Source organism: Serinicoccus marinus DSM 15273 (assembly GCF_008386315.1).
GTDB classification, from domain to species: domain Bacteria; phylum Actinomycetota; class Actinomycetes; order Actinomycetales; family Dermatophilaceae; genus Ornithinicoccus; species Ornithinicoccus marinus.
Genome location: NZ_CP043808.1, coordinates 2,842,000 through 2,866,877 on the forward strand (window position 1 = coordinate 2,842,000; position 24,878 = coordinate 2,866,877).

The 24,878-nt window shown below is 72.6% G+C and carries 27 protein-coding genes; 14 read left to right on the forward strand and 13 right to left on the reverse strand.

The window, feature by feature from the left end; all coding sequences use genetic code 11:
* Nucleotides 1–99 precede the first annotated feature (99 nt).
* Nucleotides 100–606: a PspC domain-containing protein gene (locus FU792_RS13640; protein ID WP_022925905.1), complete on the forward strand. Its 507-nt coding sequence runs from the start codon at nt 100–102 to the stop codon at nt 604–606.
* 84 nt (nt 607–690) lie between these two features.
* Here the strand turns inward: FU792_RS13640 and FU792_RS13645 are convergent, their stop codons facing one another.
* Both FU792_RS13645 and FU792_RS13650 read right to left on the reverse strand, forming a co-directional pair.
* Complete coding sequence (locus FU792_RS13645) at nt 691–1,092, reverse strand: hypothetical protein (protein WP_161600260.1); 402 nt, start codon at nt 1,090–1,092, stop codon at nt 691–693.
* Nucleotides 1,093–1,626: 534 nt separating this feature from the next.
* Nucleotides 1,627–2,028, reverse strand: coding sequence for a hypothetical protein (locus tag FU792_RS13650; protein WP_033419053.1), 402 nt, complete (start codon nt 2,026–2,028; stop codon nt 1,627–1,629).
* Between the two features lie 155 nt (nt 2,029–2,183).
* Between FU792_RS13650 and FU792_RS13655 the strand changes: the two genes are divergently transcribed.
* The 5 genes from FU792_RS13655 to metX all read left to right on the forward strand — a co-directional run bounded on the left by FU792_RS13655 (nt 2,184) and on the right by metX (nt 9,271).
* Nucleotides 2,184–2,465, forward strand: a complete 282-nt coding sequence (locus FU792_RS13655; protein ID WP_022925902.1) for a DUF4212 domain-containing protein — start codon at nt 2,184–2,186, stop codon at nt 2,463–2,465.
* Complete coding sequence (locus tag FU792_RS13660) at nt 2,462–4,231, forward strand: sodium:solute symporter family protein (RefSeq protein WP_238705996.1); 1,770 nt, start codon at nt 2,462–2,464, stop codon at nt 4,229–4,231. Before FU792_RS13655 ends, FU792_RS13660 begins: the two co-directional genes overlap by 4 nt.
* A gap of 171 nt (nt 4,232–4,402) precedes the next feature.
* Complete coding sequence (locus FU792_RS13665; protein ID WP_022925900.1) at nt 4,403–6,394, forward strand: beta-propeller domain-containing protein; 1,992 nt, start codon at nt 4,403–4,405, stop codon at nt 6,392–6,394.
* 347 nt (nt 6,395–6,741) lie between these two features.
* Nucleotides 6,742–8,079 (forward strand): bifunctional o-acetylhomoserine/o-acetylserine sulfhydrylase, encoded by a 1,338-nt coding sequence (locus tag FU792_RS13670; protein WP_022925899.1) that lies wholly within the window; start codon nt 6,742–6,744, stop codon nt 8,077–8,079.
* A 1-nt stretch (nt 8,080) separates the two neighbouring features.
* Nucleotides 8,081–9,271, forward strand: coding sequence for a homoserine O-acetyltransferase MetX (gene metX, locus FU792_RS13675; protein WP_022925898.1), 1,191 nt, complete (start codon nt 8,081–8,083; stop codon nt 9,269–9,271).
* 147 nt (nt 9,272–9,418) lie between these two features.
* Here the strand turns inward: metX and FU792_RS13680 are convergent, their stop codons facing one another.
* A complete protein-coding gene (locus FU792_RS13680; protein WP_149814829.1) occupies nt 9,419–10,555 on the reverse strand; it encodes a hypothetical protein in 1,137 nt (378 codons plus the stop codon).
* 100 nt (nt 10,556–10,655) lie between these two features.
* On the opposite strand from FU792_RS13680, the gene FU792_RS13685 reads away from it, so the two are divergent.
* The 3 genes from FU792_RS13685 to FU792_RS13695 all read left to right on the forward strand — a co-directional run bounded on the left by FU792_RS13685 (nt 10,656) and on the right by FU792_RS13695 (nt 12,840).
* Nucleotides 10,656–11,147: an NfeD family protein gene (locus FU792_RS13685; RefSeq protein ID WP_022925896.1), complete on the forward strand. Its 492-nt coding sequence runs from the start codon at nt 10,656–10,658 to the stop codon at nt 11,145–11,147.
* Between the two features lie 51 nt (nt 11,148–11,198).
* A complete protein-coding gene (locus tag FU792_RS13690) occupies nt 11,199–12,524 on the forward strand; it encodes an SPFH domain-containing protein (RefSeq protein WP_028131184.1) in 1,326 nt (441 codons plus the stop codon).
* Nucleotides 12,525–12,612: 88 nt separating this feature from the next.
* Nucleotides 12,613–12,840: a hypothetical protein gene (locus FU792_RS13695; protein WP_052327887.1), complete on the forward strand. Its 228-nt coding sequence runs from the start codon at nt 12,613–12,615 to the stop codon at nt 12,838–12,840.
* Here FU792_RS13695 and FU792_RS13700 read toward each other — a convergent pair.
* The 4 genes from FU792_RS13700 to FU792_RS13715 all read right to left on the reverse strand — a co-directional run bounded on the left by FU792_RS13700 (nt 12,827) and on the right by FU792_RS13715 (nt 17,339).
* Nucleotides 12,827–14,536 carry a glycoside hydrolase family 13 protein gene (locus tag FU792_RS13700; protein WP_022925895.1) on the reverse strand — a complete coding sequence of 570 codons (1,710 nt, stop codon included), beginning with the start codon at nt 14,534–14,536 and terminating at the stop codon, nt 12,827–12,829. The genes FU792_RS13695 and FU792_RS13700 overlap by 14 nt on opposite strands.
* A 61-nt stretch (nt 14,537–14,597) precedes the next feature.
* A complete protein-coding gene (locus FU792_RS13705) occupies nt 14,598–15,125 on the reverse strand; it encodes a gluconokinase (protein ID WP_022925894.1) in 528 nt (175 codons plus the stop codon).
* Nucleotides 15,122–16,561, reverse strand: a complete 1,440-nt coding sequence (locus tag FU792_RS13710; RefSeq protein ID WP_028131182.1) for a GntP family permease — start codon at nt 16,559–16,561, stop codon at nt 15,122–15,124. The genes FU792_RS13705 and FU792_RS13710 overlap by 4 nt, the downstream gene beginning before the upstream one ends.
* 130 nt (nt 16,562–16,691) lie before the next feature.
* A complete protein-coding gene (locus tag FU792_RS13715) occupies nt 16,692–17,339 on the reverse strand; it encodes an IMPACT family protein (RefSeq protein ID WP_022925892.1) in 648 nt (215 codons plus the stop codon).
* A gap of 44 nt (nt 17,340–17,383) precedes the next feature.
* Here FU792_RS13715 and FU792_RS13720 point away from each other — a divergent pair, with 44 nt between their 5' ends.
* The 3 genes from FU792_RS13720 (at nt 17,384) to FU792_RS13730 (ending at nt 18,976) form a co-directional block, all read left to right on the forward strand.
* Entirely contained in the window at nt 17,384–18,043 is a 660-nt protein-coding gene (locus tag FU792_RS13720) for a copper resistance CopC family protein (protein ID WP_161600261.1), read from the forward strand.
* A 141-nt stretch (nt 18,044–18,184) separates the two neighbouring features.
* Complete coding sequence (locus FU792_RS13725; RefSeq protein WP_022925890.1) at nt 18,185–18,421, forward strand: DUF3073 domain-containing protein; 237 nt, start codon at nt 18,185–18,187, stop codon at nt 18,419–18,421.
* 24 nt (nt 18,422–18,445) lie between these two features.
* On the forward strand, nt 18,446–18,976 hold the full coding sequence (locus FU792_RS13730) for a hypothetical protein (RefSeq protein ID WP_022925889.1): 531 nt from the start codon (nt 18,446–18,448) through the stop codon (nt 18,974–18,976).
* Nucleotides 18,977–19,000: 24 nt separating this feature from the next.
* Here the strand turns inward: FU792_RS13730 and purM are convergent, their stop codons facing one another.
* Together purM and FU792_RS13740 are read right to left on the reverse strand one after the other, a co-directional pair.
* Entirely contained in the window at nt 19,001–20,107 is a 1,107-nt protein-coding gene (gene purM / locus FU792_RS13735) for a phosphoribosylformylglycinamidine cyclo-ligase (protein ID WP_022925888.1), read from the reverse strand.
* A 125-nt stretch (nt 20,108–20,232) separates the two neighbouring features.
* The gene (locus FU792_RS13740) at nt 20,233–20,559 is read right to left on the reverse strand and encodes a hypothetical protein (RefSeq protein WP_022925887.1); all 327 of its coding nucleotides are present in this window, start codon (nt 20,557–20,559) and stop codon (nt 20,233–20,235) included.
* A gap of 229 nt (nt 20,560–20,788) precedes the next feature.
* Here FU792_RS13740 and FU792_RS13745 point away from each other — a divergent pair, with 229 nt between their 5' ends.
* On the forward strand, nt 20,789–21,289 hold the full coding sequence (locus tag FU792_RS13745) for a SigE family RNA polymerase sigma factor (protein WP_022925886.1): 501 nt from the start codon (nt 20,789–20,791) through the stop codon (nt 21,287–21,289).
* Nucleotides 21,282–22,421, forward strand: coding sequence for a hypothetical protein (locus tag FU792_RS13750; protein ID WP_022925885.1), 1,140 nt, complete (start codon nt 21,282–21,284; stop codon nt 22,419–22,421). Before FU792_RS13745 ends, FU792_RS13750 begins: the two co-directional genes overlap by 8 nt.
* 3 nt (nt 22,422–22,424) lie before the next feature.
* On the opposite strand, the gene purF is transcribed toward FU792_RS13750, so the two are convergent.
* From purF to FU792_RS16850, 4 genes are all read right to left on the reverse strand, one after another.
* Nucleotides 22,425–24,005 (reverse strand): amidophosphoribosyltransferase, encoded by a 1,581-nt coding sequence (purF, locus tag FU792_RS13755; RefSeq protein WP_022925884.1) that lies wholly within the window; start codon nt 24,003–24,005, stop codon nt 22,425–22,427.
* A gap of 69 nt (nt 24,006–24,074) precedes the next feature.
* Entirely contained in the window at nt 24,075–24,290 is a 216-nt protein-coding gene (locus tag FU792_RS13760) for a hypothetical protein (protein WP_022925883.1), read from the reverse strand.
* 5 nt (nt 24,291–24,295) lie between these two features.
* Nucleotides 24,296–24,547: a hypothetical protein gene (locus FU792_RS13765; protein WP_149814830.1), complete on the reverse strand. Its 252-nt coding sequence runs from the start codon at nt 24,545–24,547 to the stop codon at nt 24,296–24,298.
* A 79-nt stretch (nt 24,548–24,626) separates the two neighbouring features.
* Nucleotides 24,627–24,875 (reverse strand): hypothetical protein, encoded by a 249-nt coding sequence (locus FU792_RS16850; protein ID WP_161600262.1) that lies wholly within the window; start codon nt 24,873–24,875, stop codon nt 24,627–24,629.
* Nucleotides 24,876–24,878 lie beyond the last annotated feature (3 nt).

Here is a 24,878-nt window from a genome sequence, read left to right on the forward strand (position 1 = left end):
ACCCGCGATCTGCTCGCGCTCCGAGGGGGGATAACCCCCGACCAGGTCCGGTGGTCCACCGGCTCCACCGGACCGGCGCCGCGCGGCAACCTTGATGTCATGAACGAGAACCCCAGCTCCGCACCCACCTCCGACCTCCCCCCGATCCTGCCGCAGCCCGCCGCGCAGCAGGAGCGCTCCGGCTCCCTGGACGGCACGTATGCCGCCCTGCGCCGCCTCCCCGCCCGCCGCACCGACCAGGCCGTCCTCGGCGGTGTCTGCGCCACCGTCGCCGACCGGCTCGGGGTCGCCCCGGTCGCCGTCCGCGCCGCCGCCGTGCTCGTGGCGCTGCTCGGCGGCGTGGGGATCGGGATCTACCTCATCGCCTGGACCGTGCTGCCGGACCGCACCGGCAGCACCCACGTCGAGCAGGGCCTGCGCCACGGCCGCGGCCGCTCGCTCATCGTCCTGGCCCTCGGCGGGTTCGCCATGCTCGGCGTGCTCGGCGGCGGCCTGTCCTTCCTCGCGGCGATCCTGCCCGAGCTCCTCGGTGTCGCCGTCCTGGCCGCCGCGGGCTACTGGGCCTGGGGCCGGCTCTCCGCCCGGCGCGAGGAGGCCACCGGCTGACGAGGCAGGGACTCCTCGTCACCCTCTGGGTGGCCCCGCCGGTCGGACCTCGTGTCCGACCGGCGCCGTCGTGCGCGGGCGCGCTCAGGCGTCCACGAGCCGCGTGCGCAGGTCGACGAGCTCCTCGACCAGGGCCTGCGCAGCGGCCAGGCGGTCCGCGGCCCAGGCGACCGCCTCGTCGACCCGGGCGGTGAGGTCCTCGGCGCTCAGCGGGTCGAAGAACCGCCCGTCACCGGCCGGGAAGTCCGCCAGGTCCGGCACCGCGACCTCCGGCAGGTCCGAGGCCGCGAGCTCGTCGCGCAGGTGCCCGACGACCTCGTCGGCGGCGGCGACCTGGCGCCGCACCGCGCGCAGCCCGTCGAACCAGTAGAGCCCGCCGTGCGGGTCGGCCATCGAGACCGACGCCTCGATCCCGGCCGCCACGACCGGGATGCGCCGGTGCACCCGCTCCAGCTCGGCCACCAGCTGCCGGGCGACGGGGAGCACCACGTCGACCTCGGCCCGCTGGCTGATCTGCCGCTGCCTCCGCTCGGCCCAGCCGAGGACCTCTCGGGGTCCACGACCTCCTCGGCAGTCCCGCGCGTGGACCGACCGCCGAGGTGACCGCGTGCCCGCGACGCGAGGACGAGGTCGCTGAGCGCCTCCTGGTAGGCCGTCTCGGGGTCCCCGAGCAGGGCGATGTCACCGTCGAGCCGGTCCGCCTCGAGTGCCAGCGTGGCCAGCCTCGCCTGGATCTCCTCCACCCGGGCCGCCGCCTCCTGCGCCTGGGCGAGCTCCTCGACCCGACGCTCGTCCAGCGTCCCGTCGAGCATCGCCCGCAGCCGCGCCACGCCGATGCCGTGCAGCCGGTCGACGTGCGCCTGCTCGGCGGCATACGCCCGCTCGCGCTCGGCGAGCAGCGCGCGGTCGCGGTCGATGCGCGGCTGCAGCAGCTCGCGCGAGAGCCGCAGCCGGCGCCACCGCGAGCGCTCGTGCTCCAGATCGAGCACCCGCTCGCGGAGCCGTCCGAGATCGGCCACGTCAGTCCGCGGTCGCCGGCTCGGCCGGCACCACGGACATCAGCTGCCGCGCCGCGAGGAGGCACAGCACCCCGCCGAAGGCGCTCAGCACCAGGCCCGGCCCCGGCATCCACCCCTGGAGCCCCACCCGGCTCAGCAACGAGACCACCTGCCACACCGGCAGCCCGACCCCCACCGCCCCGCACAGCAGCGCCTGGCCGATCACCAGCGTCCGCAGCCGGGCGGCGGGCAGCAGCCCTCCCGCGAGCGCGAGGAGCCCGGCGTAGAAGACCCACAGCCCCGCGCCGACCGCGCCGCTCACCGGCCCCAGGTGGGTGTAGACCCAGGGGAGGAAGCCGCCCAGCGCCATCATCCCGGCGGCGAGCAGGAGCCGGCCCTGACCGGGGGCACGTCGCGACCGCATGCGGGCACTGTATGCCACCACCGGCCTCCTCCCGGTGCCGCTCGGCGCACCCTGTCCACCGTTCGGCGCACCACGCCACCGCTGTGCTTGCCGCGGCGTCCGGGCTTCGGTTGCGTGGTCCCCCGACCACACGTCCCGCAGAGCAAGGAGGCTCCATGCTTGACGTCGACCAACGGCGTGAGTACTGGCGGCGCAACGTCCGCCTGATGTCGGTCCTGCTGGTGATCTGGGCCCTGGTGTCCTTCGGCGCCGGGATCCTCTTCGTCGACGCCCTCAACACCGTCTCGATCTTCGGCATACCGCTGGGCTTCTGGTTCGCCCAGCAGGGCTCGATCATCGTCTTCGTCCTCCTCATCGCGTTCTACGTGTGGCGGATGGACAAGCTGGACGCGGAGTTCGGCATCACCGAGTACGAGCAGGAGGTGCACCACCAGTGAGCACCATCCAGGCCTGGACGCTCGTCTTCGTCATCCTCACCTTCGGGTTCTACATCTGGATCGCCTACCGCAGCCGGGTCTCGGACACCGCGGGCTTCTACGTCGCCGGCGGCGGCATCCCGGCGCCCGCGAACGGCGCCGCGGTCGCGGCGGACTGGATGAGCGCCGCCTCGTTCATCTCGATGGCCGGCCTCGTCGCCTTCAGCCAGAACGGCTACGCCGGCTCGGTCTTCCTCATGGGGTGGACCGGCGGCTACGTGCTGCTGGCGCTGCTCCTCGCGCCCTACCTGCGCAAGTTCGGGAAGTACACCGTGCCCGACTTCGTCGGCGACCGCTACAACGAGACCGCCCGGCTGGTCTCGGTCGTCTGCGCGCTCGTCGTGTCCTTCGTCTACGTCGCCGGACAGATGGCCGGGGTCGGCGTCGTCTTCCAGCGGTTCCTCGGCGTCGACCGGACGTGGGGCGTCGTCATCGGCATGACGATCGTCTTCCTGTATGCCGTGCTCGGCGGCATGAAGGGCATCACCTGGACCCAGGTGGCGCAGTACTCCGTGCTGATCATCGCCTACATCATCCCGGCCGTGGCGATCTCGCTGCAGCTCTCCGGCAACCCCTTCCCGCAGATCGGCTTCGGCCAGATCCTCGGGGAGCTGGACCAGCTGCAGCAGGAGCTGGGCCTCGCGGCCTACACCGAGGCCTTCACCCAGACCTCCATGGTCAACATGGTCCTCATCACCGCCGCCCTGATGTTCGGGACGGCGGGGCTGCCGCACGTCATCGTCCGCTTCTACACCGCCAAGTCGGTGCGCGCGGCGCGCTACTCGGCGCTGTGGGCGCTGTTCTTCATCTCGCTGCTCTACACCATCGCCCCCGCCGTCGGCGCCTTCAGCAAGTACAACGTGCTGACCCAGATCCCGGGGTCCGGGATCGAGGACACCCCGCAGTGGTTCAACACCTGGCGCGACGTCGGCCTCATCACCACCGAGGACCTCAACGGCAACGGCGTCATCGACGTCGCCGGGGCGATCGGCGAGGGCACCGAGCTGGCGATCAACAACGACATCGTCGTCCTGGCGGCGCCGGAGATCGCGGGCCTGCCGGCCCCGATCGTCGGGCTGGTCGCCGCGGGTGGTCTGGCTGCGGCGCTGTCGACCGCCTCCGGCCTGCTCCTGGTCATCTCCAGCTCGGTGGCCAACGACATCTACTGGAAGAAGGTCAACCCGCGGGCGACGGACGCCCAGCAGCTGCGGGTCGGTCGCATCGCGATGGCCGCGGCCATCCTCGTCGCCGGCTACCTCGGCATCAACCCGCCCGGGTTCGTGGCCGAGGTCGTGGCGCTGGCCTTCGGGCTGGCCGCCGCCTCCTTCTTCCCGATCCTCTTCCTCGGGATCTTCTGGAAGAAGGCGACGGCCACGGCAGCCGCGACCGGTATGGCGGTCGGGCTCGGCGTGACGCTGCTCTACCAGCTGTGGACGCTGCCGACCTTCTTCGGCAACGAGCCGATCTGGGGCATCCCCGCGACCGGCATCGGCACGATCGTGATGATCCTCAACCTCATCACGATCATCGTCGTCTCGCAGTTCACCGAGGAGCCCAGCGAGCTGATGCAGCAGGTGGTGGAGGACGTCCGCTACCCCGGCCGCTCCGAGCTCGTGGCCGCCCACGCCGAGGGCCACCTGGAGGACTACGCCCGTGACCACGACGGGCACGACGAGCACGACCGGCACGACGGGCATACCGGACGGGACGGGGACGGGCGCGGCTGAGCCCACCCTCACCCCACCCGACCGACCGCGCACTCTGCTCGCAGGGTGCGCGGTCGGTCCTCGGGAGGCGGGGGAACCGGGCAGGATGACGCGGCGTCAGAGCCCTGACCGAAGCACCACCCCCGACGAGACTCGTCGCCGAGCCCCGCCCTCTCCCGCCTGGAGACCGCCATGACACCGACGTCAGGCCGCCGCACCGCCCTCATCGCCCCGCTGCTCGCCGTGCCGCTCGCGCTGGCGGCGTGCTCCCCCGCCGACCTCGTCGCCCCGCCCGCCGCCGGCGCGGCCGAGCTCACCGACTTCGGTTCGTGCGAGGAGCTGCTCGACTACTTCCAGGAGCACGCGCTGGAGCGGGTGGGTCCGTGGGGCTTCGGCGGCGGAGGCTGGTTCGGCGCCGACGACATGGTGATGGAGGACTCCGGCGACATGGCCGCCGCGGACTCGGCAGCGGGATCGGCGGAGAGCGCCGCCTCCGGCGCGGCCCAGGAGGGCACCGACTTCTCCGGCACCAACAACCAGGAGGAGGGTGTCGAGGAGCCAGACGTGGTGCAGACCGACGGCGAGATCGTCGTCACCACCCACGCGGGGCGACTGGTGGTCGTCGACGTCGCCACGTCGGCGCAGGTCGGTTCGGTCCGACTCCCGGGCCGCGACACCGGCTCCGAGGCCGAGCTGCTGCTGGACCGGGAGAACGACCGCGTGCTGGTGCTCACCCGGGAGTGGAGCGGCGGCTCCTCGCCGCTGCCGACGATGGACGGCCTGTCCACCTACCCCGCCTTCGAGGCGGTCCGCACCGTGGTGACGCTGGTGGACGTCTCCGACCCGACCGCTCCCGCCGCGGGCGGCACCATCCGGCTGGAGGGTGACTACCGCTCGGCGCGGATGCACGACGGCACCGCGCGGGTGGTCATGGTCACCCCTCCCCCGGGCCTGGCCCTGGCCCAACCACGCAACAGCTCGCTCACCGCAGAGGACGAGGCGGAGGAGCGCAACCGGGAGATCATCGAGTCCTCGACCCTCGACGACTGGCTGCCGCACCTGCAGACCATCCAGGGCACCCGCGGCGACGACACCGACGCCACCAGGGCCGTGCCGTGCGAGGACATCGCCCGCCCGCCCGACTTCTCCGGCCTGTCGACGATGTCGGTGCTGACCTTCGACCTGGCGCAGTCCCAGCTCGACGTCAGCTCGGCGACCGGCGTCGTCGCCTCCGGCTCCACGGTGTATGCCTCCGCCGACCGCCTCGTCGTCGCCACCAGCCCGTGGGAGGCGTGGGCGCTCGCGGACGGCTCCGACGCGGTGCTCCCCCGCGACGCCGGGACGGCCGGCACCGCGCTGCACACCTTCGACCTGACCGAGCCCGGCTCCACCGACTACGTCGCCTCGGGGTCGGTCGAGGGCCGCATGCTCAACCAGTTCAGCCTGGACGAGGCCGACGGCGTCATCCGCGTCGCGACCACGACCGACGCGCGGGGCAGCACACCGTCGTCGAGCTCGCTCGTCGTGCTCGCCGAGGAGGGGGACCGGCTCGTCGAGCAGGGCCGCGTCGACGGTCTCGGCGAGACCGAGCGGATCTACGCGGTGCGCTACCTCTCGGCCGACACCGCGGCCGTCGTGACCTTCCGGGAGACCGACCCGCTCTACCTCGTCGACACCTCCGACCCCACCGCGCCCGAGGTCACCGGTGAGCTCAAGATCCCCGGCTACTCGGCATACCTCCACCCGGTCGGTGAGGACCTCCTGCTCGGCGTCGGACAGGACGCGACCGAGCAGGGCCGGACCACCGGGCTGCAGGTATCGCTCTTCGACATCTCCGACCCGGCCGCGCCGACCCAGGTCGCCAAGCAGACCTGGAAGGACCACTACTCGCAGGCCGAGCACGACCACCGGGCCTTCCGCTACTGGCCGCAGACCGGGCAGCTCTTCCTGCCCGCCGACGCCTGGACCGAGGAGAGCGAGTGGACGGGCGTGATCTCCGCGAGCCTGGACGGGACCGCGCTCGACCAGGGCCCGCGGCTGCAGCTGGGCGGCAGCTCGGCGGCCGGCTGGGACTGGGCGCGCCGCACGCTCGTCATCGACGACCAGCTCTGGGTGCTCGGCGAGGACACCCTGCACGTCGCGGACCTGGCCACGCTGGAGCCGGAGGGGACGGTCGACCTCTGACCCACTCTGCACCATCGTGCGATTCCGCGGTATGCCTGGAACGAGTCATTCTTCTCCTGCCCGACACCTGATGAAGCAAAGAATCCTGGGTGATGTGAGATCCTGACGAAGATATTGCGGAGACCTTGCCTCAAGTCATACCTGCAGCGCATTGACTTCGCCCTGCGCCTGCTGCTTCACTGGCGTCATGACGACCTGGTCCCGCCGAATGCGCCGCTGCTGAGCCCACCCCTCGCAGCCGATGCGCAGCCGACGCGACCGTCGTCCCGTGCCATCCCCTCCCGCTGCTGAGGCGGGCTCAGCAGAGTGATCGACCACCCTGCACCCCTCCGGCGAAGCGAGACACGATGGCCACCTACACCGACTTCAGCACCCGGCAGATCCACGCCGGTCAGACCCCCGACTCCCAGACCGGCGCGCGGGCGCTGCCGATCTACCAGACCACCTCCTACGTCTTCGACGACGCGGACCAGGCCGCGGACCGGTTCGCGCTGGCCGAGCTGGGCCCGATCTACACCCGCATCACCAACCCCACCACCGAGACGGTGGAGAACCGCATCGCCGACCTCGAGGGCGGCGTCGGGGCGCTGCTCCTGGCCTCCGGCTCCTCCGCCGTAACCCTGGCGATCCTCAACGTCGCCGGAGCGGGCGACCACGTCGTCTCCTCCCCCAGCCTCTACGGCGGCACGCAGAACCTCTTCGCCCACACCCTGCCCCGGCTCGGCATCGAGGTCACCTTCGTCGAGGACCCGACCGACCCCGAGCAGTGGCGGGCGGCCGCGCGCCCCACGACCAAGGCGTTCTTCGGCGAGACCATCGCCAACCCCAGCAGCGACGTCCTGGACACCCGGGCCCTCGCCGACGTCGCGCACGAGGTCGGCGTCCCGCTCATCGTGGACAACACGGTCGCCACACCCTTCCTGTCTCGCCCGATCGAGCACGGCGCCGACGTCGTGGTCCACTCCGCCACCAAGTTCCTCGGCGGCCACGGCACGTCGATCGCGGGGGTCATCGTCGACGCCGGGCGCTTCGACTACGGCGCCGACCCGGGCCGCTTCCCCGGCTTCACCGAGCCGGACCCCAGCTACCACGGCCTGGTGTATGCCGAGGCGCTCGGCGAGGGCGGGGTGCTCGGGGCCAACGTGTCCTACATCATCAAGGCCCGGGTGCAGCTGCTGCGCGACCTGGGCCCGGCGGTCTCGCCGTTCAACGCCTTCCTCATCGCCCAGGGTCTGGAGACGTTGTCGCTGCGGATCGAGCGGCACGTCGCCAACGCGCAGCGGGTCGCGGAGTGGCTGACCGGGCAGGAGCAGGTGACCTCGGTCGCCTACGCCGGGCTCCCCGACCACCCCTCGCACGCCCGCGCCCAGGCATACCTGCCGGGCGGTGCCGGCGCCGTCCTCGCCTTCGAGATCGAGGGTGGCGCCGACGCAGGGCGCGCCTTCGTCTCCGCGCTGGAGCTGCACAGCCACGTCGCCAACATCGGCGACGTGCGCTCCCTGGTCATCCACCCCGCGAGCACCACGCACTCCCAGCTCACGCCGGAGGCGCAGGCGGCAGCCGGGGTGACGCCTGGACTGGTGCGGCTCTCGGTGGGCATCGAGGGGATCGAGGACATCCTGGCCGACCTGGAGCGCGGCTTCGCCGCCGCCTCCGCCGCCCGCCGCGACCCCGAGGCCGCCTGAGATGGCCGCCCTCCCCGGCCCGGAGCCGGCGCAGCCCCCTCCCGCCCCGCGCACCCGCCGTCGCACCCAGCCCGTCGGCGACCTGGTCCTGGAGTCGGGTGAGGTCCTCGAGGACGTGCGCGTCACCTACCAGACGTGGGGCCGGCTCAACGCCGACCGCAGCAACGCGGTCCTCGTCCTGCACGCGCTCACCGGCGACAGCCACGTCGTCGGGGACCGCGGCCCGGGCCAGCCGACCTGCGGCTGGTGGCCGGGGCTCATCGGGCCGGGCGCCCCCCTGGACACCGACGAGTGGTTCGTCGTCGCACCCAACGTGCTCGGCGGCTGCGGCGGCACGACCGGTCCGTCCTCGGCCGCGCCGGACGGGCGCCCCTACGGCAGCTCCTTCCCCCGGGTGACGGTCCGGGACCAGGTGCGGGCCGAGGCGCTGCTGGCCGATCGGCTGGGCATTCCCGCCTTCGCGCTGGTCGTCGGTGGCTCGGTCGGGGGTATGCGCTCGCTGGAGTGGGCGGCGACCTTCCCCGGTCGGGTGAAGCGGTGCGTGGTGCTCGCCGCGAGCGCTGCCGCGAGCGCGGACCAGATCGCGTGGTCGGTCCCGCAGCTGCACGCGATCCGGCTCGACCCGGCCTTCCACGGCGGCGACTACTACCCCGGCCCCGGCCCGCGCGCCGGGCTCGAGATCGCCCGGCAGATCGCGCACACGACCTACCGCTCGGCGACCGAGCTGGCGCTGCGCTTCGGCGGCGACGCCCAGGAGGGCGAGCAGCCGCTGCGCGGCGGCCGGTATGCCGTCCAGTCCTACCTGGAGCACCACGGCCGGAAGCTGGTGCGCCGGTTCGACCCCAACGCCTACCTCACCCTCACCGAGGCCATGAACAGCCATGACGTCGGGCGGGACCGAGGCGGCGTGGCGGCCGCGCTGCGGCGGATCACCGCCGAGCTGACGGTGGCCGTCGTGTCCAGCGACCGCCTCTTCACCCCGGCCGACGGAGAGGTGGTCGCGACCGCGCCGGCCTGCCGGGAGCTCGCCGTCATCGACAGCCCGTACGGCCACGACGCCTTCCTCATCGAGACCGAGCAGGTCTTCGCGATCATCGCTCGCGCGCTGGCCGGTGACCGCCCGGCGGGTGACTGCCCCGCGCAGGTCGAGCAGGCGCAGTCCCCTCGCCTCGTCGGCACAGGCCTCTGGTAGGAGCGGGCCCGTCCCACCCCGGCGCACTCCCACCTGGCCGGTGGGGAGCCTGGCCTGCGGTGCATACCTTTGCCCAGGTCGACGGGGCGCGTGGGGCTTGTCCCGCCAACCCCACCGACGCCGGCCAGCCGACCCCGAGCAGGAGCCTCACAGCCCTGTGGGCTCGGCCAACCAGTCGACCTCCGCGCAGACGGCGCCGGGCACGAGCCCGGCGAGGGCCACGGTCGCCGCCGCGGTGGGGTTCACCACCCGGTAGTCGATCGAGGTGACGACCAGGCCGTCCTGCTCCTCCACCGTGAAGGGCTCGCCCTCCAGGCCGGGCGGCAGCCCCAGCGCGTCGGACCACCCGACGCTCTCGGTCGTGGGCCAGGTCTCTGCGAGCGCCACCCGGGCAGCCGCGTCGGCGCGGGCCGCCTCGGGGCCGACGCCCTCCTCGTGGACGAGATCGAGGGTCGCCTCGCTGCCGGTGAAGGCCAGACTCCAGGCCCGGGGCGAGCGCAGGTCGTCGACCCTCGTGCCACCCACGGCGACCTCCTGCTCCTCGACGGTCGCGTCGACACCGAGGGCGGCGGGCCAGGACAGGCAGCCGGGCACGACGAGCCTGCTCTCCTCCTCCCCGTCAAGCAGCGCGGCGATCTCGCCGCGGCTCGCGAGCGGCGCGTCCGTGGCCTCGCCCCGCACCAGGAGGTGCACGTCGCGCAGCACGGTCGCGCCGGCCACGCCGGGCACCCCGTCACGGGTCGCCCGGTCCAGGCCCGCCAGATCCAGGTCGTCACGCAGCCGCAGCGCGAGCCCGTCGGCGTCCTCGTCGCCGGCCCAGCGCACCTCCCACAGCGCGTCGTCCTGGGTGGTGGCATACCGCAGCCGCAGCCGACTGTTCTCCGCGCGCAGCGCACCGTCGGTGAGCAGCACGGTGCTGGACCCGACGGAGCGCCAGAAGGCGATCGTGTCCGTCTGGAGGCTCTCGCTGGTCAGGTCGGCGGCGCCCAGGCGGTCCTTGATCGCCGCCCAGTCCGTGACGGTGAGGTATGCCGTCTCCGCCGGCGCCAGCGCGAGCGCCGCCGCCTCCGGGCCAGGGTCGGGCTGGGGCGCGGGCGCGGGCGTGGAGGTCGAGGTGGTGATGGCGCCCGCCCCAGCCTCGGGATCGACCGTGGCCGAGTTGACGACGTCCGGGGAGGGTGCGGTGCCTCCGGGATCGGTGGTGGAGGCCAGCGGGACGCTGCTGCCGCCGCACGCAGCGACCAGCAGCGGGGCGACGACGACGGTGATCAAGCTGCCTCTCACGCACCTCAGTCTGCCCGCCGTGAGCCATGGCAGGGAACCGGCCGCGCCGCTGCTGCGTCCACGCCGTAGGCTGGACCACCACAGGGGAAAGGAGCCCACGATGCCGGAGTGGTTACGAGACGCGCAATGGCTGTGGTGGGTCGGTGCGGCCCTGGCCTTCGGGATCGTCGAGATGACGACCCTGGACCTGCTCTTCCTCATGCTCGCGCTGGGCGCGCTCGTGGCGGCGATCGTCGCGGGCACCGGCCTCGGCCTCATCTGGCAGGTGCTGCTCTTCGCCGTCGCCTCCGGGCTGTTCGTCTTCGCGCTGCGCCCGGTCGCGCTGAAGTACCTCCGCCTCGAGGGCCGTGGCGGCAAGATGGGCATCGAGGGCAACATCGGGCAGACCGCGACCGTCCTGGAGCCGGTCTCCGACCGCGACGGGCTCGTCAAGCTGCGCGGCGAGGACTGGACCGCCCGGTCCGAGCTGGAGGGGCAGACCTTCGCCACCGGTGACCTTGTCACCGTGGTCCGCATCGACGGTGCCACCGCTGTCGTCACCGCGGCCACCCCCGAGGACAAGCCCTTCGACCTCGAACCGCCCACCATGTGACGCCGTGGCGCGTCCCCGCATACCTCTCGCTCACCCCACCAAGGAGACCTGATGGATCCCATCAACCTCATCGTCTGGGCCGTCGTGCTGCTGCTGGCGCTGTTCGTCGTGGTCGCGATCGCCCGGGCGATCCGCATCGTGCCGCAGGCGACCAGCGTCATCGTCGAGCGGCTGGGCAAGTACGACCGCACCCTCGACGCGGGGCTGCACTTCCTCGTGCCCTTCGTCGACCGCCCGCGCTCGGTGGTCGACCTGCGCGAGCAGGTCGTGAGCTTCCCGCCGCAGCCGGTGATCACCAGCGACAACCTGGTCGTCTCGATCGACACGGTCATCTACTTCCAGCCCACCGACCCCAAGGCGGCGACCTACGAGATCGCCAACTACATCCAGGGCATCGAGCAGCTCACCGTCACCACGCTGCGCAACGTCATCGGCTCGCTCGACCTCGAGCAGACGCTGACCAGCCGCGACATGATCAACGGCCAGCTGCGCGGCGTGCTGGACGAGGCGACCGGGCGCTGGGGCATCCGGGTCAACCGGGTGGAGCTCAAGGCCATCGACCCGCCCGCCAGCGTGCAGGACTCGATGGAGAAGCAGATGCGCGCCGAGCGCGACCGTCGCGCGGCCATCCTCAACGCCGAGGGCGTCAAGGGCAGCCAGATCCTCACCGCCGAGGGCGAGAAGCAGGCGCAGATCCTGCGCGCCGAGGGCGCGGCCCAGTCCGCGATCCTGGAGTCCCAGGGTGAGGCCCGCGCGATCCTGCAGGTCTTCGACGCCATCCACAAGGGCAACCCGGACAGCAAGCTGCTGGCCTACCAGTACCTCCAGATGCTGCCCGAGATCGCCAAGGGCGACTCTAACCAGATGTGGGTCGTGCCCACCGAGCTCACCGCCGCGCTCGCCGGGATCGGCAACGCGCTCGGCGGTGGCAAGGGACCGGACTCCGCCGGCCTGGACGCCCCCTCCAGCGGGATCAGTTCCGAGGTCGGCGACATCGACCTCGGGGTGGACGCACCGATGCTGGAGGACCCGCGCGAGGCACTGCGCCGGGCCCGTGAGGAGGCCGAGGGCGCGACCCGCGACGCGGAGATCTCCACCCGCAAGCGCTCCAAGCAGGACGCCGACGCCGCCATCGCCGAGGCGGCGGAGAAGGCCCGTCAGGCCGCCAAGCCGCACGCGGGCGAGGAGCAGGACGACGCCTCTCAGGCCGAGCTCGGCACCCTGGAGCAGCCGGAGCAGGTCGCTCCCGACCTCGGCCAGCAGGCCGGTGCCGACCAGCCCGACGCGCAGTCCCAGCCGCAGCCGGACCACGAGGCGGGGCCGTGGGAGCGGCCCGAGGGTCAGGGCCAGCCGTGGAAGCGGGACGACCAGGGCTGACCACCGACTGCCGAGCACCGAGACGGGGCGCGACCACCACGGTCGCGCCCCGTCCCGCGTCCGCGGGCCTGCTGCCGAGGTTGGACCCATGTGGATCACCGACGCGCGCCCGTGGGCCGGAGCACCGGCCGATGTCCTGATCGAGGGCGAGCCGATCGCGCAGGTATGCCCGCGCGAGGGCGGCGCGGGAGCGCCCGGGCGTGAGGGCGAGGCCGTCGTCGAGGGGCGCGGACGGCTGCTGCTGCCCGCCTTCGCCGACGTGCACGTGCATCTCGACTCCAACGGCTTCCGCGCCGACGCGCTCAGCCTCGTCTGACCAGCACGACCGACTCCCAGCCCAGCAGCACGCCGCCGTCCTGCACGCCCGCCGCGGCCTCCGGTGAGGTTGAGATCGCCACGTCCGCCTCACGCCAGCCGTCGAGCAGGTCCTCCGGCAGGCTGATCGGCTCCCGGGTGAACGAGGCCAGGGTCAGCAGCCGGGCGTCGCCGAAGTCCCGGCCGAAGGCCCACAGGTCGGGATGCTCCATCGCCAGCGGCGTGACGCCGCCGCGCGCCACGACCGGCTCGTCGTGCCGCAGCGCGATGAGCGCGCGGTAGTGCTCGAGGACCGACCCGGCCACCCCCACCTGGGCCCGCGCGTTGATCTCCGTGTGGTTGGGGTTCACGCCGATCCACGGCTCGCCCGCGCTGAAGCCTGCCCCGGGGCCGGCCGTCCACTGCACCGGCGTCCGGGCGTTGTCGCGACCCACCTCACGCACCCCCGGCAGCAGCTCCTCGACGGAGGCGCCGCCCGCCTGCCGCTCGGCGAGGTGGTTGAGCGACTCGATGTCGCGCAGCTCCTCGGGACCGGCGAAGGGGAGGTTGGTCATCCCCAGCTCCTCGCCCTGGTAGACGTAGGGCGTGCCGCGCAGCGTGTGCAGGACGGTCGCGAGCGTCTTCGCCGAACGCTCCCGCCAGACCGGGTCGTCGTCGCCGAAGCGGGACACGGCTCGGGGTTGGTCGTGGTTGTCCCAGTAGAGGCTGTTCCAGCCGCGCTCGGCCAGCCCGGTCTGCCAGCGCATGAGGCTCTCACGCAGCTGCGGCATCGTCACCGGCACCCGGTCGAACTTCCCGCCCGGCCCGATGCCGAGGTCGACGTGCTCGAACTGGAAGACCATGTCCACCTCCTGCCGCTCCGGGTCGGTGTAGCGGCGGGCCTCGTCGACGTCGACACCCGGCATCTCACCGACGGTGAGGAAGGCGCGGGGATGCTCGGCGAAGACCTCCTGGTGCATCTCGTGGAGGAACTCGTGCATCCGCGGCCCGTCCACCACCGCGTGGGAGGCGTCGCCGTCGGTGAGGGTCGCGGGCTTCGAGACGAGGTTGATGACGTCCATCCGGAAGCCGTCCACCCCGCGGGCCAGCCACCACCGCATCATCGCGTAGACCGCCTGCCTGACCTGCGGGTTCTCCCAGTTGAGATCGGGCTGCTTACGGCTGAACAGGTGGAGGTAGTACTCCCCCGTCGCCTCGTCCCAGGTCCACGCCGGGCCGGAGAAGAACGAGCGCCAGTCGGTCGGCTCGGCGCCCGACTCCCCTCCGGTATGCCCCTCGCGCGGCGGGCGCCACCAGTACCAGTCGCGCCGGTCGGACCCCCGGGAGGACCGGCTCTCCTCGAACCACGCGTGCTCGTCGCTGGTGTGGTTGACCACGAGGTCCATGACCAGCCGGATCCCCCGGGCGTGCAGCGCCGCGACCACCTCGTCCAGGTCCGCCAGCGAGCCGAAGACCGGGTCGACGTCGTGGTAGTCGCTGATGTCGTAGCCGTTGTCGTCCTGCGGGCTGCGGTAGACCGGGCTCAGCCAGACCACGTCGACGCCGAGGTGCTCCAGGTGGTCGAGGTGGTCCAGGACGCCCCGCAGGTCCCCGATGCCGTCGCCGTCGCCGTCGGCGAAGCTGCGGGGGTAGATCTGGTAGACGACGGCGGAGGTCCACCAGTCGCGGGGAAGGTGCTGGTCGAGAGCAGACGGCATACCCGCCAGCCTAGGGGCGGGAGGGGGCAACCACACGCGACGCTCGGTGGGGTCTGAGGGGTCAGTCCCGGTCGAGCTGGGCGAGCACCATCCGCGCGATCCGCTCCGGCGGGTTGGCGACGTCGTAGACCGCGCCCCGTTCCTCGGCGCCGAGCGGCTCCAGCGTGTCGAGCTGCGACTCCAGCAGCGAGGGCGGCATGAAGTGCTCCCGCGAGCTCATCCGGTCCAGCAGCAGGCCCTTGTCACCGACGAGGTGGACGAACCACGTGCCGTCGCCACCGCGTCGCAGGATGTCGCGGTATGCCTCCCGCAGCGCCGAGCAGGTGAGGACCGTCGGCTCGCCACGGGCGTCCCGCTCGGCGGTCCAGGCGGCGAGCGCCTCCAGCCAGGGCCAGCGGTCCTCGTCGACCAGCGGTCGGCCGCTGGCCATCTTGGCGACGTTGGCCTCGGGGTGGAAGTCGTCGCCCTCGGCGAACTCCCAGCCCAGCCGTGCCTCCAGCGCCTGGGCGATCGTGGACTTGCCCGTGCCGGAGACCCCCATGACCACCAGGTGCACCGGCTCGCCGGCCGGGTCCGGCAGCGGCGTCACGGGACCACGAACCAGACGAGCAGACCGATGAGGAAGATCGAGACGCCGAGCGTCGTCTCCAGCACCGTCCAGGTCCGCAGCGTGGTCTTGACGTCCATCCCGAAGAACCGGCTGACCAGCCAGAAGCCGGAGTCGTTGACGTGCGAGAGCACGGTGGCCCCCGCGGCGATCGCCAGCACGAGGCAGGCGATCTTCAGGTCGGACAGGTCCGCCGCCGCGACACCGGCCGCCATGAGCCCGGAGGTCGTCGTCAGCGCCACGGTCGCCGAACCCTGGGCCACCCGCAGCAGGGTGGCGATGAGGAAGGCCGAGACGATGAGCGGCAGCCCGAGGTCGGCCAGGCTCTCCGAGAGCGCGGCACCGATCCCGGAGTAGCGCAGCACCCCGCCGAACATGCCACCGGCGCCGGTGATGAGGATGATCGCGCAGATCGGCCCGAGGGCGTCGTTGAGCAGGCTCTCGACCGTGGCGAGCGAACGGCCCCGCGTGCCGAGGGTGTAGGTCGAGACCAGCAGCGTGATGAGCAGGGCCACCGGTGTCTGGCCGATGAAGACGAGGGCGTCCAGGATGGGGCTGTCGCCCAGCGTGCCCGCGGCCCGCAGCGTCTCGATGCCCGTGTTGAGCGCGATGAGGACGAACGGCAGCAGCAGCAGCCCCAGCACCGTGCCGAAGGAAGGTGGCGCCACCTTCTCCTCGCCCGAGGCGATCCGCTCCGCACGCTCGTCGTCGTCGCCGTCGTCGAGGTCCGAGGGCTCCCCCGAGACCGTGCCGCGCAGGATCGTGTCGTTGATGGGGACGTAGACCCGGCCCGCGTAGCCGACGGTCACGAGGTGGACGCCGACGTACCACGCCACGAAGGCGGCCGGGATGCCGATGAGCATGCTCAGCCCGATCGACCCGCCCAGCTCGGTCGCCGCCGTGACCGGACCGGGGTGCGGCGGCACGATCGCGTGCATGGCGGCGAAGGCACCGGCGGCGGGGAGGGCATACAGGAGCACCGACCCGCCGAACTTGCGGGCGACCGAGAAGATGATCGGCAGGAAGACCATGAGGCCGGCGTCGAAGAAGATCGGTATGCCGAAGAGCAGCGCCGCGACGCCCAGCGCCATGGGGGCGCGTTTCTCCCCGAAGCGGTTGATCATCGTGTCGGCGAGCACCTGCGCGCCGCCGGTGACCTCGAGGATCCGCCCGATCATCGCCCCGAGGCCGACGAGCAGCGCCACCGAGCCGAGAGTCGAGCCGAAGAAGCTGGTGGCGACGCCCGCGAGCTCCCGGAACGGGATGCCGGCCGCCAGGCCGGTGACGAGACTGACGGTGATGAGCGCCACGAAGGCGTGCATCCGCAGCGTGATGATGAGGAAGAGCAGCACCGCCACGGCGACCGCCGCGATGGTGAGCAGGGTCCCCGCTCCGTAGACGGGATCCATGGGCTCCATGAGCACCCCCGGGCGTGTCGACGACGTGGTCCCGACCACCCTAGACCGACGCTGCCGCCATGGCGCGGCCACGAGGGGCAGGGAGGTTTCGCGCCCGTGGGGCCGCGGTGCTGCTCGTCGGCGCCGCTGATCAGGTGTCGTCGGGCGCGTCGACCCAGCGGCGACGGGCGCTGGCGGCGACGAGATCGGCCCGACCGCCGGAGAGCTCGGCCAGCAGGTCCGGCAGCGAGGGCGCGTCCCGCACCGGGACCAGGACCGGCAGCGTGACCTCCTGGGCATACCGCGCCTCGCCGATGCTCACCCCGCGCACCCGCAGGTCGTGCTCCAACCGGCCGGCCAGGTCGTGCCCGATGCGCACGTCGACCTCCTCGACGAGCACCCGGGTGAGCGGCACCGCCTGCTCCAACGCCTCGCGCACCACGCCCCCGTAGGCCCGGGCGAGGCCGCCGGTGCCCAGCTTCGTCCCGCCGAACCAGCGGCTGACCACGGCGACGACGTCGGTGAGACCGGCGTGCGTGAGCGCCTCGAGCATCGGCATACCCGCGCTGCCGGCGGGCTCGCCGTCGTCGTTGCTCCGGACCACCGAGGCGTCCACGCCGAGCACGAAGGCGGAGCAGTGGTGCCTGGCGTCCCAGAGCGTCCGTCGGGCCTCGTCGACGACGCCCCGGGCATCGGCCTCGTCCTCCACCCGGCGCAACCAGCACTCGAAGACCGAGCGCCTGTCCTCCAGACGCGCCACCACCGGGGCGGCGAGGGTGCGGCAGGTCGTGGGCTCCACCTGGTGAGGGTATGCCGCTCAGCCCCGGCTCCTACACTGCAGCCATGGTCCTCACGCGCAGACTCCTCGCGGCCCTGCTCGCTGCCGGCTTCCTCACGGTCCCCGTGGCCGCCCAGGCCCACGACGAGCTGACCGGCAGCGAGCCCGCCGACGGCGACAGCGCCGAGGCGCCCGACGAGCTGACGCTGACCTTCAGCGGGGACATCGCGGAGGTCGGTGCGGCGGTCACCGTCACGGCCCCGGACGGGTCGTCGGTCACCGACGGTGAGCCCGAGGTCGACGGGACCGAGGTCGAGCAGGACCTCGTGGACGAGCTCGGCGACGGTGAGTATGCCGTGGCCTGGCGGGTGACCAGCGAGGACGGCCACCCCATCTCCGGTGAGTTCGCCTTCACCGTCGAGGGTGAGGGCTCGCCGACCGAGGAGGATGAGGACAGCTCGGCGGAGGCCACGTCCGAGGCCGCCGCGCCGGAGGAGTCGGGCGACGCCCCCCAGGAGAGCGACGAGGCCGAGCCGGCGCCGACACCGGAGGACACCGACTCCGCCGCGGCCGAGGAGGAGACCACCGAGGACGCCGGCGAGACCTCGGGCGAGGCCGCCGCAGGGCCCACCGGGGTACCCGCATGGGCCTGGGCCGTGGTGGCCGTCGCCGCCGCGGGACTGCTCGGCATGCTGGCCTGGACCTGGCAGCGGGGACGCTCCTGACGGCGGTCCGGATGCGGGAGCACGGCCCCCTCTCATGTACCGTAGAGCCCACGGATTACACACATTCCCGGGCCGGCTCCGCGACCTGACTCATCAGCCAGCGATGCCGCTCCGGCAGACTCGATGCAAGGGGGTCACGCCATGGGGCGCGGCCGGGCCAAGGCAAAGCAGATCAAGGTTGCACGGAAGCTGAAGTACTCAGCCCCCGACACCGACCTCTCGGCTCTCGAGCGGGAGCTGCACTCCACGCGTGGGGAGTTCGACTACACCCCGCCGAGCGAGGAGTCCGACAGCGACGACGACCTCGACTCCGAGGACGACCCCTACGCCGAGGACGAGGGAGACGACTACGGCTCCTGGGCCGCCGGCGGCCGTTGACACCGTGACGCCGGGGGGTCGTCGGTGAGCACACGCAGCCGGCACGAGGCACGGTGGACCCACGCCGACGCGAAGGCCACCGGTCGGTTGCCCCGCAACGCCTGGTGGATGCTGCCGCTGCTGGCGGCGCTGTCCCTGGTGGCCCTCTACGGCGGCTACCGCGTCTACATGGGCATCGCCACCGTCACCTACGAGGTGCGCCAGTGCCAGGAGCCGCTGACCGAGCAGTCCACCTGGGCGGATGTCCAGTCAGCGGCGTGCGAGCCGGTATCGGCCGACGCGCTGACCATGGCGCTCATGCGCGGTGAGGAGCGGGTGGAGCCGGACGGCGTCTCGGGGTCGGTCCTCACCTGGGAGGCGTGGGCGGTCAACTCCCCCGAGCACAGCGTGGACCTCGACCTGACGCAGCCCGCGGAGACCGTCGTCATCGGCGAGCCCGAGGCCCAACGGGTGCGGGTGGCGCTGACCAGCGACGCGAGCGACACCAGCTGGGGCGGCTTCATCGGCGGTCGCGGGCCGACCTCCTACTGGGTGCTGCTGACCCCAGCCGGCTGACAAGACCTCGACTGCGGGAGCCGGTCAGGGGCGGTAGCTCCCGACGACGCGCACCGATCCTCCGTCCACACCCTTGGCGCCCTGCACGACGTCGGCGTCCGGCTGCCCACCGTCGCCGCGCTCGACCGTGCCGATCGGCCAGGTATCGATGCCGGCCTCGGTGAGCAGGTCGACCGCCCGCTCGGCACGGTCGGGGTCGAGGACCGCGACGAAGCCCACCCCCATGTTGAGCGTCTGCTCCAGGTCCGGCTGGGGCACCTGCCCCAGCTCCTGGACGAGGGTGAAGACCGGCGGTGGCGTCCACGACCGCTCGATCGTGGCGAGCGTCCCGGCGGGCAGGACCCGAGCCAGGTTGGCCGCGAGCCCGCCCCCGGTGACGTGCGAGAGCGCGTGCAGGTCCTCCCCGAGGTCACGGACGAAGGCGAGCAGCGGGCGGGTGTAGATGCGGGTCGGCTCCAGGCACTCCTCGCCCAGCGTGCGGCCGAGCTCGGGCACCTGGCGGTCCCAGGCCCAGCCCGCGGCGGCGACGACCCGGCGGACCAGGGAGAAGCCGTTGCTGTGCAGGCCCGAGCTGGCCAGCGCCAGGACGACGTCGCCGTCGGCCACCCGGTGCGGCCCGAGCACCGCGTCGTGCTCGACCACCCCGGTCGCCGCGCCCGCCACGTCGTACTCCTGCGGGTCGAGCAGGCCCGGGTGCTCCGCGGTCTCGCCGCCGACGAGCGCGACGCCCGCGAGCTCACAACCGCGGGCGATGCCCGAGACGATCGCCGCGATCCGCTCGGGCACGACCTGCCCGCAGGCGATGTAGTCGGTCATGAACAGCGGCTCGGCCCCGCTGACCACGATGTCGTCGACCACCATGCCGACCAGGTCCTGCCCGATCGTGTCGTGCACGTCCATCGCCTGGGCGATCGCCACCTTGGTGCCGACACCGTCCGTGGAGGTCGCGAGCACCGGACGGCGCATGCCCTGCAGCGCGGAGGCGTCGAACATCCCGGCGAAGCCGCCGAGCCCACCGAGCACCTCCGGGCGCTGGGCCCGCCGGACCGACTCCTTCATGAGCTCCACCGCGCGGTCGCCGGCGTGGACGTCGACGCCGGCGCTGGCATACGTGATCGGCTGGTCGCTCATCAGGTGCGTTCCCTCAGGGGTCGGGGCGGGTGCGCCCCCAGGGTATGCCGCCGCTCACCGACGCGGGTGACCGGACCTGCCCCGTCGGCGAGCGCTGAGGCTCAGCCGTGCCCGCCGTCGCGGATCTATTCGCCGTGCCCATCGGCCTCGACGCCACCGTCGCCGTCCGTCGTCAGCGTGGCCTGGTCGGTCTCGAGCTGCTGCGGCTCCTCGTCGTCCCCGGCCACCCAGTCGCCCGGCTGCCGGAAGTCCTCGCCCGCGGCGACGTCGTGGTCGGCCGGGTCGTGCTCCCGGGCGAACTCCTCCTGCCGCCGACGGGTCTCCTCCGCCTCCTGCGCGTCGCGGTCCCCCGCGGCCGACGACGCGTCGGGCGCGTCGTCGGCCGTCCCCTCCGGCTCGTGGGCGGCCTGGTCCTCAGGCTCCGGCGTGGTCTGGTCGTCGTGCTCGCTCATGGCGCCTCCGCATCCCGGGTCGCCGACCCGTCGCCTCGGACGCTAGACCTGGTTCCCCCCGACCGCGCGGCGAAGCGCCCCGCGTCCATCCTGAGCGCACTCGGACCTCGCCAGGCAGCCGGTGCCTACGTTGTACACGATGCACAGCGGTGCACAGGTTCGGCACACCGACGAGGACCCAACCGTTCGCGACATCCCGCCGTTGGGACAGGGTGAGAGGAGGTGCCACGTGGCACGAGCGGCCCGCCCGGTCGACGAGGACTTCGCCCGCTTCGTCGGGGCTCACCAGCACACGCTGCAGCGCGCGGCCTACCTGCTGTGCGGTGATCGTGAGCTGGCCCGCGACCTGACCCAGGAGGCGTTGACCCGGACCGCCCAGCGCTGGCACAGGGTCAGGGACGGACTCCCGCTCGCGTATGCGCGGCGCATCCTCTACACCGTCAACGTCGACCGTTGGCGGCGCACCGGGCCAGAGGTCCTCACCGACACCCCGCCAGAGCGTGCGTCGTCCGGGGACGACGCGTGGGCGACCTCCCTGGCGATCCGTGACGCACTGCAGCAACTACCTCCCCGGGTGCGGGCCGTGGTGGTGCTGCGCTACGTCGAGGACCTCGACGTCGCGACGACAGCGCAGACGCTCGGCATCAGCGACGGCACGGTGAAGAGCCAGACCAGCGACGGCATCCGCCGCCTGCGTGAACTCCTGACCGAGGTGAGGACCGATGCATAACGACGAGCTCAAGGATCTGCTCGAGCGGGCGACCACAGGGGCACCAGGTGAGGATCTGACCGAGGCGGCCTGGCGCGACGGTCGACGCCGCGCTCGGCGGCACAGCTGGAGTGTCGGCTCGCTCGGCGCAGTGGCCGGCGTGGCCGCAGTCGTCGCTGCGTGGTCGCTCGGGGGTGGCAGCACCGACGCCTCCCCCGGGCCGGCCGAGAGTGGTGGCGTGGACGACACAGCGGTCACGAGCATCCCGCCGGGAGCGGAGATGGTGCCCTATCGGGTCGTCTTTGAGGTGGTTGAGGGTGAGCCGCGGCCCGACGGGCCCGTGGACTCCTGGGCCGACGTCGAGGAAGTGGTCGCCTCCCCGACCGAGTTCGTGGTCGAGGGCCCGCGGGGGATCATCAGCACTGACTGGGCGTCGCCGCTGCGGCTCGGCGGACCGATCAACTTCACGGAGCCGGAGACCATGACGCTGGAGGTCGACTGCTTCACCATGGTCTTCGAGGACGTAACCTTCACAGAGAAGGGCCGCATCGCCTCTCCGGAGATCGGTCGACCCGCAGTCGACAGCTGTCTCGGCTACAACGGCGTGACACCTGTGACTGCCCTGGCGACCGATCCGGAGGCGAGCCTGAGCTGGGCAGGCGGGAAGCTCGAGCTGACCGGTCACGAGGATCTCCTCTCCCTCGACGACGCCAGCGAGGAACTGGAGGAGAGCGTCCTGTTGGCCAATGTGCCTCCGACGGAGCTGACCGCTCTTCAGGGCGCGAGCCTCGAGCCCGGAGGCCCTCCCGACATCGAGCGCGTCATCGGCGAGTGGTGGGTCGTCGACACACGATGGCTCGAACCACAGGGGGATGCCGCCCGGATGCGCTTCGACGGCGAACGCTTGACGATCACCGCCTGCGGACGCGCTCTGAGCGCTCCAGCCGTTCTGGTTGGGACGCAGCTCCGGATCGAAGACGACTGGGAATCTCCCACGGGAAGCCATGCAGCTGCCGCGACCGCTGGGCAGCCGGGCTGCCCCTCAAGCGCCTGGCAGAACCTCCACCAGTTGCAAGAGTGGGTCACAGGCGACCGGGAGCTCTGGCTCGAGGAGACGGATGAGGAGGAACTGCTCCTCACCCTCAACCGGTGAGGATCAGGGGCGGCGGACGGCGTCGGCGCCACCCGCGCCGGCGGTGACCCCGACCCGGTCGACGTCCAGGGTGCCGACCTCGGTCGGGTCGACGTCGGCCTCGTTGACCGGGAACTGCAGCTCCAGGACGTCCTTGCCGAGCTGGTCCTCGGCGGGGAGCTCGATCGGGTAGTCGCCCGAGAAGCACGCCGTGCACAGCGCGGCCCGGGGCTGCTCGGTGGCCGCCACCATCCCGTCCTCGCTGATGTAGCCCAACGAGTCCGCTCCCACGGAGGCGCAGATGTCGGCCGCCTCCAGCCCGGTGGCGATGAGCTCGGCGCGGGTGGCGAAGTCGATGCCGTAGAAGCACGGCCAGCGCACCGGCGGGGAGGAGATCCGCACGTGCACCTCCGCGGCCCCGGCCTCCCGCAGCATCCGCACCAGCGCCCGCTGAGTGTTGCCCCGCACGATCGAGTCGTCGACGACCACCAGCCGCTTGCCCTTGATGACGTCGCGCAGCGGGTTGAGCTTGAGCCGGATCCCGAGCTGCCGGATCGTCTGGCTGGGCGCGATGAAGGTCCGGCCGACGTAGGCGTTCTTCACCAGCCCCTGGCCGTAGGGGATGCCGGACTCCTCGGCATACCCGATGGCTGCCGGGGTGCCCGACTCCGGGGTCGGCATGACCATGTCCGCCTCGACCGGGTGCTCGCGCGCGAGCTGGCGTCCCATCTCGACCCGGGAGTCGTAGACCTGCCGCCCGGCGATCGTGGTGTCCGGCCGCGCGAGGTAGACCCACTCGAAGACGCACCGCTTCGGGGCCGCCTGCGCGAAGCGGCTCGAGCGTAGGCCGTTCTCGTCGATGGCGATGAGCTCACCCGGCTCCACCTCACGGACCACCGAGGCGCCGACGATGTCCAGCGCGGCGGTCTCCGAGGCGACCACCCAGCCACGCTCCAGCCGACCCAGGACGAGCGGGCGCACCCCCTGCGGGTCGCGCGCGGCATACAGCGTGCCCTCGTCGCAGAAGACGAGCGAGAAGGCGCCGCGTAGCTGCGGCAGCACCCGCATCGCCGACTCGTGCAGCGACAGGTCCGGGTCCGAGGTCAGCAGCCCGGTGACGATGGCGGTGTCCGTCGTGTTGCCCCGCCCGACCTCGCCGGCGGAGCGGCTGAGATCGCCGCCCAGCGCCTCGCGGAGCAGGTCACGGAGCTCGGCGGTGTTGATGAGGTTGCCGTTGTGCGTCAGCGCGACCGTGGCGTCCGTGGTCCCCCCGAGCGTCGGCTGGGCGTTCTGCCACGAGTTGCGCCCGGTCGTGGAGTAGCGGCAGTGGCCGACCGCGAGGTGCCCCTGGAGCGAGGCGAGCGCGGACTCGTCGAAGACCTGGCTGACCAGCCCCACGTCCTTGTAGACCACGAGGCGCTGCCCGTCGCTGGTCGCGATGCCGGCCGCCTCCTGGCCGCGGTGCTGCAGGGCGTAGAGGCCGAAGTAGGTGAGCTTGGCGACCTCCTCGCCCGGCGCCCACACCCCGAACACCCCGCAGGCGTCCTGGGGCAGGCGCTCCTCAGGGAGCAGGTCGTGCGAGAGCCGTCCGTCAGCGCGAGCCACGCGGCCATGCTCCCACAGCCGGCATGCCCGTCGCACCGGCCGCGGCGGCCGCGGCGGCCGCGCGGGACGTCAGGAGCCGAGCCGCGGGCGGTCGGCGACGAGGAAGGCCAGGGCACCGACGGCCACCCCGGCGCCGCCCCCGATGAGCGCGAAGATGAGGTATTCCTCGAGCCCGTTGACGTAGGGCACGTCGCGTCCGACGACCGCCACCAGCAGGGCGATCAAGGCACCGAGGACTCCCCCGGTGCCGAGGAACCGGGGCAGGCGTGGGTGACGGGGTGCCACGACGGTCAGCGGCGGCCGCTGCGGTCGACGACGAGGTAGACGATCGCGGCGAGCAGACCGCAGAAGATCGCACCGGTGGCCCCCAGCAGGATCGCCTGCTGCCCGGCGGTGCTGCCCGGCGCGTCCGGGCGCGTCAGCGAGATCACGACCCCCACGACCAGACCCAGCACCGCCCCCGCGACGAGGAAGCGGCTGAGCTGGGGTCGCCGGTGCACGGGCGTGCGTGACGGGTCGTCCGGGGTCTGGGCGGAAGCCATCACCCCAGTATCCGTCAGGACGGCGAACGGCGCGGCAGCCGGGTGGCTGCCGCGCCGCTGCGTCACGGGACGCCGGACCTCACCCCTGGGGGATGTTGCTCTCGCTCGACCCTGCGCCGGAGCGCTCGGTCGGGTCGGCGAGCCCGCCGACCAGGCCCAGCAGCTGGGTCTTGACGGTGTCGTGCACCGCCACCTCGCCGCCGACGATGGTGATGAGCGGGAACGAGAAGCCGGTGATCAGCCGCTCGACCTCGTCCAGCACGCCGACGGGGACCGCCTCCGGCCGGGTCAGCGCCACGCCGGCGCCGGTCCGCGCGGCGACCGGCACGGC

Bases quoted from the DNA above. Each gene is read 5' to 3' on its own strand.
- purM (WP_022925888.1), bottom strand. From the start codon at position 20,107: ATGAGCGACCAGCCGATCACGTATGCCAGCGCCGGCGTCGACGTCCAC.
- FU792_RS13750 (WP_022925885.1), top strand. From the start codon at position 21,282: ATGCATAACGACGAGCTCAAGGATCTGCTCGAGCGGGCGACCACAGGG.
- FU792_RS13655 (WP_022925902.1), top strand. From the start codon at position 2,184: ATGCTTGACGTCGACCAACGGCGTGAGTACTGGCGGCGCAACGTCCGC.
- FU792_RS13725 (WP_022925890.1), top strand. From the start codon at position 18,185: ATGGGGCGCGGCCGGGCCAAGGCAAAGCAGATCAAGGTTGCACGGAAG.
- FU792_RS13670 (WP_022925899.1), top strand. From the start codon at position 6,742: ATGGCCACCTACACCGACTTCAGCACCCGGCAGATCCACGCCGGTCAG.
- FU792_RS13765 (WP_149814830.1), bottom strand. From the start codon at position 24,547: ATGGCTTCCGCCCAGACCCCGGACGACCCGTCACGCACGCCCGTGCAC.
- FU792_RS13700 (WP_022925895.1), bottom strand. From the start codon at position 14,536: ATGCCGTCTGCTCTCGACCAGCACCTTCCCCGCGACTGGTGGACCTCC.
- FU792_RS13685 (WP_022925896.1), top strand. From the start codon at position 10,656: ATGCCGGAGTGGTTACGAGACGCGCAATGGCTGTGGTGGGTCGGTGCG.
- FU792_RS13710 (WP_028131182.1), bottom strand. From the start codon at position 16,561: ATGGAGCCCATGGATCCCGTCTACGGAGCGGGGACCCTGCTCACCATC.
- FU792_RS13665 (WP_022925900.1), top strand. From the start codon at position 4,403: ATGACACCGACGTCAGGCCGCCGCACCGCCCTCATCGCCCCGCTGCTC.
- FU792_RS13720 (WP_161600261.1), top strand. From the start codon at position 17,384: ATGGTCCTCACGCGCAGACTCCTCGCGGCCCTGCTCGCTGCCGGCTTC.
- FU792_RS13695 (WP_052327887.1), top strand. From the start codon at position 12,613: ATGTGGATCACCGACGCGCGCCCGTGGGCCGGAGCACCGGCCGATGTC.
- metX (WP_022925898.1), top strand. From the start codon at position 8,081: ATGGCCGCCCTCCCCGGCCCGGAGCCGGCGCAGCCCCCTCCCGCCCCG.
- FU792_RS13640 (WP_022925905.1), top strand. From the start codon at position 100: ATGAACGAGAACCCCAGCTCCGCACCCACCTCCGACCTCCCCCCGATC.
- FU792_RS13690 (WP_028131184.1), top strand. From the start codon at position 11,199: ATGGATCCCATCAACCTCATCGTCTGGGCCGTCGTGCTGCTGCTGGCG.
- FU792_RS13740 (WP_022925887.1), bottom strand. From the start codon at position 20,559: ATGAGCGAGCACGACGACCAGACCACGCCGGAGCCTGAGGACCAGGCC.
- FU792_RS13650 (WP_033419053.1), bottom strand. From the start codon at position 2,028: ATGCGGTCGCGACGTGCCCCCGGTCAGGGCCGGCTCCTGCTCGCCGCC.